Here is a 13810-nt window from a genome sequence, read left to right on the forward strand (position 1 = left end):
TCTAACGCTGCACACAAGTGCAGCGCGCCACAACGTGGCGTGGATCCTGTCGCAAATCGCATTTTCGGCAGAATGACAAATTGAAATGTGAAACATTTCAAAGCTACTCTGATCTAGTCGCTATCATGCATGCGAACCCATTCTGACGCATAATAGTATAGACTAGTCTTGTATGGAGAGGGGGTTGCCGTGTCAACATTGGTATTTTGTGCACAATCATGAGACTACGGGCGTTACCACTGTGCCACTCGCACTCATTTGGTCATAAAATACAGACCAGCCTATGCGCCCAGGACGGACACGAAAATATTTTATCTGCAGTCCCGGATGGATATAAACAGTGCGAAGGGCTGCTGACGATAACGCAATGATGCCGACAACAGCATTTTTCCTGTGACCTTGCTCGCGAGCGGAGGCATGCCTTTTTCTCTTTGACGGATTATTTTGTGGCGGGACGAGGTTCACGCCACAGCCAGTCTCCACTCTGGCCGCCACATCCAGCCCCCACCCTGGCCCCCACCCTGGCCGCAGATTCACGTTGTACCACCACACCATTTTTCCCCGGCCGCAACCCCTCAGGTTGACATTTTTATCACGGCATCCCACTTACTTCATTAGACTTATTGTTGCGTAGCAATCCGGGCTTTACCGTATTTAGGACTGGTGGGCAGCTTTTTTGAACAGCATAATCAGCGCTGGTTCAAGGTACCGTTCCAGAGCCTCCGCTTATGTTGGTATGTATCCACCGAAATTGCGGGTACGCCATTGGCGGTTTGGAGCCCCCGCGATTTAAGACAGATTTAATACCATCTGCCCAAATTTAACACCAATTTCATGCTGTTTTTCATACCGTGCTTCTGCGGGAAAGGTTCACCACCCGCAGGAGGATTTTATGGAAAATGTCATTCTTCAATGCGCACTGTACCTTCTGGTATTGGCCGTGCTTGCGTGGCCTTTGGGGATATACATGGGCAAGGTCATGGACGGGGAGTCGCTGGGCATCCTTTCCTTGCTTGCGCCTTGTGAACGCGCCTTGTACCGAATTCTGGGGGTGAATCCCACGGAACAGATGGGCTGGAAGCGGTACCTGGGCTGCGTGCTGGCCTTTAGCGCCGTCAGCATCGTGATTCTTGTTCTTCTGCTTATGGTGCAGCATACGCTCCCCCTGAATCCGCAAGGCATACCCGACACAAGCTGGGACCTTGCCCTGAATACCGCCGTGAGCTTTGTCACCAACACCAACTGGCAGGCCTACTCCGGCGAGAGCTCCATGAGCTATCTGGCGCAGATGGCCGGGCTTACAGTGCAGAACTTCGCTTCCGCCGCTGTGGGCATTGCCGTTCTGTTTGCATTTATACGGGGCCTGCGATCTTCGGGAACTGCGGCATTGGGTAATTTTTGGGCTGACGTCACCAGGGGCACTCTGTATATCCTCATGCCGTTTTCTCTTGTGCTGTCGCTTCTGCTTGTGTGGCAGGGCGTGCCGCAAAATTTCTCAGACTACAAAACTGTTGCCCTGCTGGAACCGCTTTCCACAGAAGACGGAACAGCCGTTACCGAGCAAATGGTTCCCATGGGGCCGCAGGCTTCGCAGGTAGCTCCCAAACAACTGGGAACCAACGGCGGCGGTTATAACGGCGTCAACTCTGCCCACCCGCACGAAAACCCCACTCCCCTGTCGAATATGCTGGAGATGTTGAGTCTTTTGCTCATTCCCGCCGGGCTGTGCTTCACCTTTGGCCAGAAAGCAGGCGACATGCGCCAGGGCTTCGCCGTGTTTGCCGCCATGTTCCTGCTGCTGGCAATGGCTGTGAGCTTCACGGCATGGGCCGAGCAGAAAGCGACGCCGCAGCTTGCACAAAACGAACGGATAAATCTGTCCCCGCAAGACGGCTCCATTGCCCAGCCCGGCGGCAATATGGAAGGCAAGGAAACGCGTTTCGGCATAGTTAACAGCGCCGTATGGGCGGCCGCCACCACAGCCGCGTCCAACGGCGCGGTCAATGCCATGCACGACAGCTTCACGCCCATAGGCGGTCTTGTGCCCATGGTGCTCATGCAACTGGGAGAAGTGGTGTACGGCGGCGTGGGCAGCGGACTTTACGGCATGTTGGCCTTTGTATTGCTGACCGTGTTCCTGGCCGGACTTATGGTGGGCCGCACCCCGGAATACCTGGGCAAGAAAGTTGAACCTTTTGAAATGAAGATGGCTGCAGTGGTTTGCCTGGCGACCCCCGTGATCATCCTGATCGGCAGCGGCATCATGTGCCTTGCGCCGCAGGTTGTGGAAAGCCTCAACAACCCTCTGCCGCACGGATTCAGCGAAATCCTATATGCAGCCACATCTGCCGGGGCCAACAATGGCTCGGCGTTTGCCGGATTAAACGCCAACACGCCGTTCCTCAATGTTCTACTCAGCGCGCTCATGCTGGCCAGCCGGTTTGTGCCCATTGCCGCTATTCTCGCGGTCGCGGAAAGCCTGGCCCGCAAAAAAAAGGTGGCCGCCAGCGCTGGCACGCTTTCGACCAGCAACGGCATATTTGTTTTCCTGCTGGTTTTTGTGGTGCTGCTTGTGGGCGCACTGAGCTTTTTCCCCGCGCTGGCTCTCGGGCCTGTGGCCGAACATTTACAAATGGCGCGGTAGCCTGAATATCGCGCATCAAGGATACTGGTATGTCCACAAAATCAGAACAAACCATGAATGGCAGCCGCATGCTGCAAGAGGCGTTGGCAAGCTCGTTCGCCAAGCTGGCCCCCCGCTCCCAAGCCCGCAACTTTGTCATGTTTACCGTGTACCTTTCCGCCATCATGACCACGATTCTGGCCGTTTTTGCCGTTCTGGGCGGTCCGGGTGCAATTTCTGCCCACACCGTGCAAGCCGGATTTGCTGGCGCAGTGGCCGTCATCTTGTGGTTCACGGTACTGTTCGCCAACTTTGCCGAGGCCATAGCCGAAGGTCGGGGCAAGGCGCAGGCCGACAGCTTGCGCAAAGCGCGTAAAAACGTCACCGCCCGTCGGCTGCCGAATCCCGCCACGCGCGATTCGCACGTCATGACGCCGTCCACCGACCTGAAGCCCGGCGACTATGTGCTGGTATACGCCGGAGAGCAGATCCCCGCCGACGGCGACGTTACGGAAGGCGCGGCATCTGTTGATGAAAGCGCCATCACGGGCGAATCCGCCCCTGTCATCCGTGAAAGCGGCGGAGACCGCAGCGCCGTTACCGGCGGCACCACGATTCTTTCCGACTGGCTTGTGATTCGCGTTACCAGCGAGGTGGGCCGCAGCTTTCTGGACAGGATGATTGCCATGGTTGAAGGGGCCGCCCGGCAAAAAACCCCCAACGAAATAGCCCTGAACATCCTGCTGGTGGCGCTTACCATTATTTTTCTGCTGGTTACGGGTTCTCTGTGGTGCTTCGCGCGCTTTGCCGCAGAACAGGGGCACGCCGCCAACCCTGCTGACCTCACTTCGCTGTTGGCCCTGTATGTGTGCCTGGCCCCGACCACTATTGGCGCGCTGCTTTCGTCCATAGGGATCGCGGGCATGAGCCGTCTGAACCGGGCAAATGTTCTCGCCATGAGCGGACGCGCCATTGAAGCGGCGGGCGATGTGGATGTGCTTCTGCTGGACAAAACAGGCACCATCACTCTTGGCAACCGGCAGGCAGTGGCTTTCATGCCCGTGGATGGGCACAGCGAACAGGAACTGGCCCACGCGGCGCAGCTTGCCTCGCTGGCGGACGAGACTCCCGAGGGCCGCAGCATTGTGCAGCTTGCCGAAACCATGTCGCCCCGGCGCACCACAGAGCACAATGACGACCACATGCTTTTTGTGCCTTTTACAGCCCAAACCCGCATGAGCGGCGTTGACGTGCAGAATTCTTCCATCCGCAAAGGAGCGGCCGATGCCGTTGAACGCTTTGTTGAGGGCATGGGCGGCCACATCAGCGAGCGCTGCGCGGAAGAAGTCAGCGCCATTGCCCGCCAGGGTGGAACGCCGCTGGTGGTGGCCCGTGACGCCGCTGTGCTTGGCGTTGTCCATCTCAAGGACGTGATCAAGGACGGCGTCCGGGAAAAATTTGGCGAACTGCGCCGCATGGGCATAAAAACGGTCATGATTACCGGCGACAACCCGCTTACTGCGGCTGCCATTGCCGCAGAGGCCGGCGTGGACGACTTTTTGGCCGAAGCCACCCCGGAAGCCAAACTGGCGCTTATCCGCAGGTTTCAGGCAAAAGGGCATCTGGTGGCCATGACCGGCGACGGAACCAACGATGCCCCGGCTCTGGCGCAGGCGGACGTGGCTGTTGCCATGAATACGGGAACACAGGCGGCCAAGGAAGCGGGCAATATGGTGGACCTTGATTCGTCGCCCACAAAGCTGTTGGACATCGTGCGCATCGGCAAGCAGTTGCTCATGACGCGCGGCAGCCTCACAACCTTTTCACTGGCCAACGACGCGGCAAAATACTTTGCCATCATCCCTGCCCTGTTTATGGGATTATACCCCGGCCTGGGAGCGCTGAACATCATGGGTCTGCACAGTCCGCACAGCGCCATTCTTGCCGCCACCATTTACAATGCGCTTATCATTGTGGCGCTTATTCCCCTGGCCCTGCGGGGCGTGAAGTACCGTGAGGAGTGTTCCGAGCACCTGCTGCGCCGTAACCTTTTCATCTACGGGTTGGGGGGACTGGCCGCACCCTTTGTGGCCATCAAGCTTATTGATTTATGTCTGGTCGGCCTTGGGCTGGCTTGAGGAGAATACACATGCACACCTTGACAGTACTACGCCGCGCTGTGGTTTTTCTGGTGCTTCTGACCATTCTTACATGTGCCTACACCGTGATTGTCACGGCTGCAGGCAAGGCTCTTTTTCCCTTTCAGGTCGGGGGCAGCATCATAACAATCAACGGCAAGGCATACAGCACCCTGCTGGGCCAGCCCTTCAACGCCCCCAATCATTTGTGGGGCCGCCCCGTCAGTGTGGACGTTTCCACATATTCCGCCAACAATAAGCCGCTGCTCTATGCCGGGCCCAGCAACAAAAGCCCTGCCACAGCAGAATACGCGGTAAATCTGCAAACCCGGCTTGACCACGTCAGAAACGCCCACCCGGAAAAAGCGGGCACGCCTGTGCCGGTTGAACTCGTGACGGAATCTGCCAGCGGCCTTGACCCGCATATTTCGCCCGCAGCGGCAGAATACCAGGTGGAAAGGCTGGCCCGCGCCACGGGCTTTACGCTTGTTGAGGTACGCCGTACCATTGCCATGTATACTGAAGGGCGAACCCTGGGGTTGCTGGGCGAACCCAGGGTGAATGTGCTCAAGGTCAATCTGGCGCTTGACGGGCTGCTGCCCAGTGGGCGCGCCGCTCCCGCCGATGGCGATACTTTGCAGCAAACCGGGGCCAGGGCGACGGCGCTTGCGCGCTAACCCTTTTACCCTTCAGCCAGTTACGGAAAAATCATGGCAGACAGTTATTCCCGTCCATCTCCGGACGCATTGCTGGCGCAGTTGCGACAAACTGAACCCGGCAACACCCCGCTTACAGCGAATGCTGCTGCGCGGCCTGGAGGCGCTTTTCCGCCACGCGGGACGCTCAAGATATTTTTCGGCTACGCGGCAGGGGTGGGCAAAACATACGCCATGCTCCGGGCGGCCCACACCGCCGCAGAACAAGGGCAGAACGTGGCTGTGGGATACGTTGAACCGCATCCCCGGCCTGAAACTGCGGCCCTGCTGGATGGGCTGAAAAGTGTTCCGCCGCTGGTTCTGCCTTACCGGAATATGTCGCTCAACGAGCTGGATGTGGACGCAGTGCTGTCCCTCAGGCCGGAAATAGCCCTCGTGGACGAACTTGCGCACTCCAATACCGAAGGTTGCCGCAACCGCAAACGGTATCAGGATGTGGAAGAACTGCTGCAAGCGGGCATATCCGTCTGGACAACCGTCAACGTACAACATCTGGAAAGCCTCAATGATGTGGTGGCCGCCATGACCGGCGTTATGGTGCGCGAGCGCGTGCCCGACAGCGTGTTTGACGGCGCTGACCATGTGGAACTGGTGGATCTGGAGCCAGACGAGCTCATGGCCCGGCTGCGCAGAGGCAAGATCTATGCTGAATCTCAGGTGCAGCGCGCGCTGGGGCACTTTTTCCTGCCCGCGAACCTCATAGCCCTGCGTGAACTGGCGCTGCGGCGCATGGCCGACCGCATCAACCGGCGCGCACTGCCCGCCGACAGCAACGGGGGCGAAGCAAAACGGCAGATCAAGGAACATATTCTCATCTGTCTCTCGGGCGCGCCAAGCAACGCCCGCGTCATCCGTACCGCCGCGCGCATGGTGGAGGCTTTTCACGCCGATTTTACCGCCCTGTTCGTGCAAAACGAATCCGCAAACCGTAACAGCGCCAAAAGCCGAAAGACGTTGCGCGAAAATACCCGCCTGGCCGAAGACCTGGGCGCGGCCATCGTCACCTTGCAGGGTGAGGACATTCCAACGCAAATTGCCGAATACGCCCGGCTGAGCGGCGTGAGCAAAATTGTGGTGGGCCGTTCACCCACCGGAGGCTGGCCCCCGCGCAGGGGGAAAACCCTGGTGGAGCGCCTGGCCGAACTCGCCCCGGAAATGGAAACCTACATTATTCCCGACGCAAAAACCGCCGGGGACGGACTGCAGAACAACAGCCCGATGAGTGCGGCCCTGCGCACCCTGCGGAGCACCATTCCGCTTTCGTGGCGGCAATGGGCGATTACCGCGCTCCTGCTCTCTGTATGCACCAGCGCCGGGTTTTTAACGATTTCATTGGACATGCCCAATTCCAGTATTGCAGGATTGTATATGCTGGGCGTGCTGGGCGTTTCCATTCTTACTTCTGGCCCATGGTACGGGGTGGCCGCATCCATTGCTGGCGTGGCCCTGTTTGATTTTCTGTTTGTAGCGCCACGGTTCAGTTTTACCGTGTACGACGTGGACTATCTGAGCCTCTTCATAGCCACGCTCATGGTTTCTGTGGTGACCAGCGCCATTACCACCCGGGCCAGAAGTCAGGCCCGGCGCAGCGCGGCCAGGGCACTGCATACAGAACTGCTCCTGGGCAATAGCCGCAGACTACAAAAAGCGGCCAATGAAGAAGACATCCTTGCGGAAGCCGCCCGTCAGTTCAGCACCCTGCTTGCTTGCGAGGCAACCATATACCCCGTCCGCAATGGTCGCCTGGAACCAGGAATCAATTTTTCTCATGGCATGAATGCAGGCTCGTACCTTGAAAAAAAAGCGCTCGTGGATGGTAAAAAGCGCCGTGATGACAGAGCCGTAAGCGCCGATAAAAGCCCGACGTACGGCAAGGATGAGCGGGCCGTGGCGGAATGGGTTGCCAAAAATGGTCGTCCTGCGGGAGCAGGAACGGATTCCCTGCCTGGGGCGCAACGGAGTTTTGTTCCCATCCGCAGTCAGACGGAAGTTCTTGCCGTTGCCGCACTGGATTTCCACGCGAACCATCCGGGATCACTGGCGGACGCGGCCAGCAAGAATCTTGTCCTGGCATTGGCGGGCGAATGCGCCATGGCCCTGGAAAAAGAGCGCCTTGGCCGCGCCAATGCCCAAATAGCCGCCCAGGCCCAGCAGGAAAAGCTGCGGGCTGATGTGCTGCGTTCCATTCCGCACGATCTGCGCACGCCTTTGACCAGCATTTGCGGCAACGCGGCTATTCTGGCGGGACGCGACAGCCTTGCGGAAAACCCGGAACAACGCGCGCAACTGGCAACGGCCATTGAGGAGGACGCCCGCTATCTCGTGGGCATGGTGGAAAACCTGCTGGCTCTGACACGTCTTGAACAACAGGGCTTTACCTTGCGCCTTGAGCCCGAACTGCTTGAGGATGTTATATCCGAGGCCATGAATATAACAAACCGCCGCGCCGCTCGGCACGTTCTGCTGGCGGAAATTCCCGACACCCTGCTCATGGCCCGCATGGATGCGCGACTTATGGTGCAGGTGCTCGTCAACCTGCTGGACAACGCGGTTAAATATACCCCTGAGGGCACTGCCATACATATACGCGCACTGGCCGACGGGCCATGGGCACGCGTGGCAGTGGCTGATGACGGGCCGGGCATTTCCAATGAAGAAAAAAATCATATCTTTGACATGTTCCATGCCGCAGCAGTAAAAAAAGGCGACGGCAGACGGGGCATGGGGCTTGGGCTGGCTTTGTGCCGCAGCATTGTCCGGGCTCACGGCGGCGACATACAAGTGTTCGACAATACCCCCCATGGCGCCGTGTTTTCGCTGACGCTGCCAAGAGAGACGGGCTACGGCGAGCAAACGACAGATTCCGCCCCACCGCTTGCAACAGAACACAAACAAGAGTGACCCATGCCGCACAATTCGCCTTTTCAGGCTGCTCCACACGAGCAACAGGCCATTGAAACTCCAGAACGTATCCTTGTGGTGGAAGACGACAAGGCCATTCGCACTCTTGTGACGGCCACCCTTGAAAGCCACGGCATGTCCTTTCTTGCCGCCGCAACAGGACGTGAGGCTATTGCGGCAGCTTCTGCCTCGAATCCTGATGTGATCCTGCTTGACCTGGGGCTGCCCGATATGGATGGCGTGGATATTATCCGCGCAGTGCGGCAGTGGACCATGACGCCCATCATTGTTCTCAGCGCCCGCAGTGAAGACGATGATAAAGTGGCCGCGCTGGATGCCGGTGCGGACGATTACCTGACAAAACCTTTCAGTGTTGATGAACTGCTGGCGCGGCTTCGGGCCGCCCTGCGCCGCATACGCTATGAACGCGGCAACATGAACCGCGATCAAAGCATCTTTGAAAACGGCCCCCTGCGCATTGACTTCGCGGCGGGCTGTGTGTCCGTTGACGGACAGGAAGTGCGCCTTGCCCCCATGGAGTACAAACTCTTGTGCCTGCTCGCCCATAACGCGGGCAAGGTACTCACGCACAGAACAATCCTCCAGGCCGTCTGGGGCTCTACCCTGCCCCAGAATTTACCATCCCTGCGCGTATTCATGGCTACCTTGCGCAAAAAGCTTGAAGCGGTTTCTCCACAGTGCAGCTGCATTCATACCCATGTTGGGGTTGGCTACCGCATGGGCCGCCTTGAAACCCCACCGGAAGTGTAGCTGTCCATCCAGCAAGACTGTTGCCAGAAACTCCACACCCCAATTTGACGGCATACCGCAGGCAATGTGCAATCCGATCATCTGCGTTGCCTGTTCATGCCAAAATTCTTGGCCACCATTTTTGGTTAAAGCCTTTGGGCATGCATGCGGCGGCACAGGCTCTGCGCCCACGCAGATATGACGCATCACGATCAGATTGACAGGCCCACGCTTTTGGGTGGTCGAGGATGTACATTCCAACAGGCAGATCACTCTCCAAATCGCGATCTTGAAGAGGCACAGCGCTTTGCCGCGCTGCATCCAGGCAGGGCGGCTTTTTTGCGTAAAAAATTGGCGTTGCCGCATCCGGCACGTTTTCCTCGCAGCAGAGCCGCGCATTCGTGGCGCCCCCCGCGCTGCCCGGCCCCTCCCCCGCGTGATGCCGTAAGCGGCCGCTCCTCCCCACGCGTATTGCCGCAAAAGGCTGCTCCGCCCCGCGCCTGAGCGCCGTAACCTGCCGCAGTCCAGCGATGGGCATGCTGGCGTCATTCCTCAAGGCACAAATTTTGCTTAAAAAACAGTGCAAGACCCCAAGGGGTCAATTTTGCCGCCCATCGTTTCCGCAATGCCCCGGCAGAGCAGGAAACGCCAGCATAAGGAGAAAGCCTGTGGAACTGGAATTCCGTTTTCGCAATAATGACATGGGGATGTTGTTCCCCACGTTTCAGGAAAGAGTGAACGCCATGCTGCCCGCCCAAAAAGCGGAAGCAGCAACCGAAGCTTCCGCCGCGACAGAGTTGAAGCCTCTGGTCACGGATACGCCGCACATGCTCAACAATGAAGAAATGACCCAGGCACTTGCCCAGGTGGAAGAAGAAGCCGCCCAACACAGCCAGGAACTGATGCAGGCGCACTCCGGCCTCAATGAGCAGCGCGTGGCACGGCTTTTGGGGCTGCTTGACTAGAACAGATTCCCATTGAGCTGCTTCACATTGCAAAGGCAGTCTTGTTTAGAGCATTTTAACTTTGAAAAAGTGCAAATGCTCTAACGCTGTACGAAAGTACAGCGCGCCACAACGTGGCGTGGATTCAGCCGGAAATCGCATTTTTCGGCTGAATGAAAACTTTGAAATGTGAAGCATTTCAAAGTTAATCTGCTCTAGAAGTCCATTATTTTGACGGTGCGTTTCTCTTTGCCCAGAACGCAAGAACCGCCTTTGTTCTCCTGTGCGAAAGTGGAGCCAAAGGCGGTTCTTGCGTTCTGGGCGGTATTATACGCCCTTGCGGGCAGCCCTACACCTCAAGGCTCAGGCCCACAGGGCAATGATCCGAGCCGTAAACGTCCTGCTCGATCCAGGCGTCACGGATGGCGGGCGCAAGCTCCTGCGACACAAAAAAGTAGTCAATGCGCCAGCCCACGTTCTTTTCGCGCGCCCGGCTCTTGTACGACCACCACGAATAGTTGTCGGGCGCATCGCCGTGCACGTGACGGAACGTATCCACATAGCCCATGGCAAGAAAGCGATCCATAAAAGCCCGCTCTTCGGGCAGAAAGCCCGTATTTTTTTCATTCTGCCTGGGGCGGGCCAGATCAATGGGCCTGTGCGCGATGTTGAAATCGCCGCAGACCACAATGGGTTTTGTTTTGCGGCATTCTTCAGCATAGGCCAGAAAAGCCTCGAAATAGCCCATTTTGTAGGGCACCCGCTTGAATGCGCCTGTGGGTTTGCCGTTTTCGTCCAGCTCTTCTGCGCCGCCGTTGGGAAAATAGCCGTTGAAAAAATGAAATGCCGGGTATTCCAGATGCAGCAGACGCCCCTCGCCCTGATATTCGGGCTGCGGCAGTTCAGCGCTGCACGACAAAAAAGGTTTGCGGCTGTACACGGCCACGCCGGAATAACCCTTTTTTACACTGCTGGACGCCCAGCGCGATTCCCAGCCCGCAGGCTCCCGCACGGTTTCGTCCAGTTGTTCGGGGTGGGCCTTGGTTTCTTGCAGGGCCACCACATCCGCATCGGTCTGCGTGAACCAGTCCCATTCAGCCTTGGCGGATACCGCGCGCAGGCCGTTGACGTTCCAGGATACAAGTTTGAACTGCATGAAACCTCCGGCCAGAGCATAGCCTTGCTGGCCCGGCCCCGCAAGCTCGACTGGAACATAAGCGCTGTTGCCGATTGCGCAAAAAGAAGCTTTGCTGTAGTAATAAGCCAGGGTTGCATCACGCAGCGCCGGGCTTTCCGGCGCATGAGCCCATGAAATTTAGGAGTCGCTCCATGGAAATTTTGCCCATCAGACGCGCCATATTAAGCGTCACGGACAAAAGCGGCCTTGTGGAATTCGCCACTTTTCTGACAGCCCGCGGCGTGGAGCTTATCTCCACCGGCGGCACCCAGAAAGTGCTGGAGGCGGCGGGGTTGCCCGTCACCGCGGTAAGCACGGTAACCGGTTTCCCCGAAATTCTCGGCGGCCGGGTAAAAACCCTGCACCCCAAGATTCACGCAGGCATTCTGGCCAACAAGGACGAAGAATCCCACATGCAGACCCTGACCGAAAAAGGCATACGCCCTTTTGACCTCGTCTGCGTCAACCTCTACGACTTTGCGGGCGCAGTGGAGCGGCACCTTTCGCTTGAGGAAGCCGTGGAAGAAATCGACATCGGCGGCCCATGTATGTTGCGGGCGGCTGCCAAGAACTTTCACAGCGTCCTTGTGCTGTCCTCACCCCAGTGGTACCCCATGGCCATGGACGAAATGCGCGCCCACGACAACGGTGTTGGCCTGGAATTTCGCCAGATTATGGCTTCGAGGGCCTTTGAGGCCACTTCGCGCTACGACGCCCTTATCACGTCCTATCTTCGTCCTTAACCGTCCTGCCACGGGGCGGCCCCGCCGCCCCGTTTTTTCCAAGCCACGGCCGCCGAACCAGTCGCTCCGGCCGCAGAAAATACAAAAACACACGCCCGTCAGGAGCCGACCATTCCAAAACCAGAAGGCAATGTACAGGGGCTGAAACCGAGCCAGCTTACCGCCCTCAACCGTTTGTTCAACCGCCGTTTTCCGGCGGAAGACGTCTATACGGTGGAGCAGGCGCGTGAACTGGCCCTGCTTTCACGCGCCGTAGGACGGCAGGTTGGCCTGCTCATAGACCGCAAGGGCCGCGTGCAGATGGTCATTGTGGGCGAGCCGGGCAGCATATTGATTCCTGAACTGCCCAGAGGCCGCAGCGGCAACGAACGCCTGCGTGGCCTGCGTCTCTTGCACACGCACCTGACCCCCGGCGGCATCAGCCAGGAAGACCTCATGGATATGCTCTTCCTCCGGCTGGACGCCGTCATCGCGCTTACGGTCAATCCCGTGGGCGACCCCGTGCAGTGGCAGGCCGCGCATTTGCTGCCCTCCAGCGTCAACGGCCAGGCCTACCACCTTGACCAGCCCCGCCCCTGGGACCGCACGGCGGCCCATATGACGGACACGGCCGAAGCGCTGGAAGAAGAGCTGTCCCGCAGGGCCGAAGACGCCAAGGAGGCGGACGGCAGCCCGCGAGTTCTGCTGGTTTCCGTGGCTGCTGTGCCCCGCATCATTCAGGAGCGCAACCTGGACGAACTGGGCGAGCTGGCGCGCACCGCCGGTCTGACCGTGGCCGGGCGTATGGTGCAACGCGTGACCCAGGTGAACCCGCGCCTTATCATGGGCCGGGGCAAGGTGGCGGAGCTTGAAGTGCTGGCCCTGCAAGGCAGAGCGGGCATGCTGATCTTTGACGGCGAGCTTTCGCCCTCGCAACTGCACAATCTGGCTGACATCACCGAGCGCAAGGTCATAGACCGTACACAGCTTATTCTTGATATTTTTGCCCAGCACGCCGTTAGCCGCGCGGGCAAGTTGCAGGTGGAACTGGCCCAGTTGCGCTACACCCAGCCGCGCCTGGTGGGCAAAAACCGCGCCATGGACCGCCTCATGGGCGGCATCGGCGGGCGCGGCCCCGGCGAAACCAAACTTGAGACCGACCGCCGCAAAATACGCGACCGCATGGCCCGCATCCGCAAGGAGCTTGACCAGTTACGCCGCCAGCGCTCCTTTACCAGGGCGCGCCGCTCACGTCAGGGCATCCCCCTGGCCGCCCTTGTGGGCTACACCAATGCGGGCAAGTCCACCTTGCTCAATACGCTCACCCGCTCCGAGGTGCTTGCGGAGAACAAACTTTTCGCCACTCTTGATCCCACCACGCGGCGGCTGCGCTTTCCCGCTGAAAAAGAGCTTATTCTGGCCGACACCGTAGGGTTTATCCGCAATCTGCCCAAGGAACTCATGGACGCTTTTCGCGCCACCCTTGAGGAACTGGAGGCTGCCCAGCTGCTTCTGCATGTGGCCGATGCCTCGCATCCCGACCTTTTGCAGCAGATCAACGCCGTGGAAACCATACTGGCCGAAATGGAGCTTGACCGCGTGCCGCGCCTGCTCATCCTCAATAAATGGGATCAGCTGGAAGCCCCTGCCAGGGCGGAACTGGCCGACGCCTTTCCCCTTGCCCTGCCCATTACCGCCAAAACAGGCGAGGGCTGCAAGGTGCTGCTGGAAGAGCTTGAAATGCGCCTGCTGCACGAGGCCACGAACATTGTTGAAGATATCCCGTACAGCCTCAACTAGACACTGTCTGGAGCATATAACGCTTGAAAAGCCCGCATG

The 13810-nt window shown here is 58.6% G+C and carries 9 protein-coding genes; 8 read left to right on the forward strand and 1 reads right to left on the reverse strand.

The features are described 5' to 3' along the window. Positions 1-892: 892 nt before the first annotated feature. The 6 genes from kdpA to RBR41_RS11495 all read left to right on the forward strand — a co-directional run bounded on the left by kdpA (position 893) and on the right by RBR41_RS11495 (position 10093). A complete protein-coding gene (kdpA, locus tag RBR41_RS11470) occupies positions 893-2644 on the forward strand; it encodes a potassium-transporting ATPase subunit KdpA (RefSeq protein WP_320352739.1) in 1752 nt (583 codons plus the stop codon). 29 nt (positions 2645-2673) lie between these two features. After that, on the forward strand, positions 2674-4761 hold the full coding sequence (kdpB, locus tag RBR41_RS11475; protein WP_320352740.1) for a potassium-transporting ATPase subunit KdpB: 2088 nt from the start codon (positions 2674-2676) through the stop codon (positions 4759-4761). An 11-nt stretch (positions 4762-4772) separates the two neighbouring features. Further along, positions 4773-5438: a potassium-transporting ATPase subunit C gene (locus tag RBR41_RS11480; RefSeq protein WP_320352741.1), complete on the forward strand. Its 666-nt coding sequence runs from the start codon at positions 4773-4775 to the stop codon at positions 5436-5438. A 33-nt stretch (positions 5439-5471) separates the two neighbouring features. Next, positions 5472-8378 carry a sensor histidine kinase KdpD gene (locus RBR41_RS11485; protein ID WP_320352742.1) on the forward strand — a complete coding sequence of 969 codons (2907 nt, stop codon included), beginning with the start codon at positions 5472-5474 and terminating at the stop codon, positions 8376-8378. A 3-nt stretch (positions 8379-8381) separates the two neighbouring features. Next, complete coding sequence (locus RBR41_RS11490) at positions 8382-9149, forward strand: response regulator transcription factor (protein ID WP_320352743.1); 768 nt, start codon at positions 8382-8384, stop codon at positions 9147-9149. A gap of 647 nt (positions 9150-9796) precedes the next feature. Continuing rightward, positions 9797-10093, forward strand: a complete 297-nt coding sequence (locus RBR41_RS11495; protein ID WP_320352744.1) for a pseudouridine synthase — start codon at positions 9797-9799, stop codon at positions 10091-10093. 328 nt (positions 10094-10421) lie between these two features. Here RBR41_RS11495 and RBR41_RS11500 read toward each other — a convergent pair whose 3' ends face one another. After that, entirely contained in the window at positions 10422-11228 is an 807-nt protein-coding gene (locus RBR41_RS11500; protein ID WP_320352745.1) for an exodeoxyribonuclease III, read from the reverse strand. A gap of 173 nt (positions 11229-11401) precedes the next feature. Here RBR41_RS11500 and RBR41_RS11505 point away from each other — a divergent pair, with 173 nt between their 5' ends. Both RBR41_RS11505 and hflX read left to right on the forward strand, forming a co-directional pair. Beyond that, entirely contained in the window at positions 11402-11992 is a 591-nt protein-coding gene (locus tag RBR41_RS11505) for an IMP cyclohydrolase (RefSeq protein ID WP_320352747.1), read from the forward strand. Positions 11993-12166: 174 nt separating this feature from the next. Further along, complete coding sequence (gene hflX / locus RBR41_RS11510) at positions 12167-13771, forward strand: GTPase HflX (protein ID WP_413785155.1); 1605 nt, start codon at positions 12167-12169, stop codon at positions 13769-13771. Positions 13772-13810 lie beyond the last annotated feature (39 nt).

The organism is Desulfovibrio sp. (assembly GCF_034006445.1).
Lineage (GTDB): Bacteria > Desulfobacterota > Desulfovibrionia > Desulfovibrionales > Desulfovibrionaceae > Desulfovibrio.

What these genes read in the sequence shown, in the direction of transcription:
- RBR41_RS11500 (WP_320352745.1), bottom strand. Translation starts at nt 11,228, where the DNA reads ATGCAGTTCAAACTTGTATCCTGGAACGTCAACGGCCTGCGCGCGGTA.
- RBR41_RS11505 (WP_320352747.1), top strand. Translation starts at nt 11,402, where the DNA reads ATGGAAATTTTGCCCATCAGACGCGCCATATTAAGCGTCACGGACAAA.
- RBR41_RS11490 (WP_320352743.1), top strand. Translation starts at nt 8,382, where the DNA reads ATGCCGCACAATTCGCCTTTTCAGGCTGCTCCACACGAGCAACAGGCC.
- RBR41_RS11485 (WP_320352742.1), top strand. Translation starts at nt 5,472, where the DNA reads ATGGCAGACAGTTATTCCCGTCCATCTCCGGACGCATTGCTGGCGCAG.
- RBR41_RS11480 (WP_320352741.1), top strand. Translation starts at nt 4,773, where the DNA reads ATGCACACCTTGACAGTACTACGCCGCGCTGTGGTTTTTCTGGTGCTT.
- kdpA (WP_320352739.1), top strand. Translation starts at nt 893, where the DNA reads ATGGAAAATGTCATTCTTCAATGCGCACTGTACCTTCTGGTATTGGCC.
- kdpB (WP_320352740.1), top strand. Translation starts at nt 2,674, where the DNA reads ATGTCCACAAAATCAGAACAAACCATGAATGGCAGCCGCATGCTGCAA.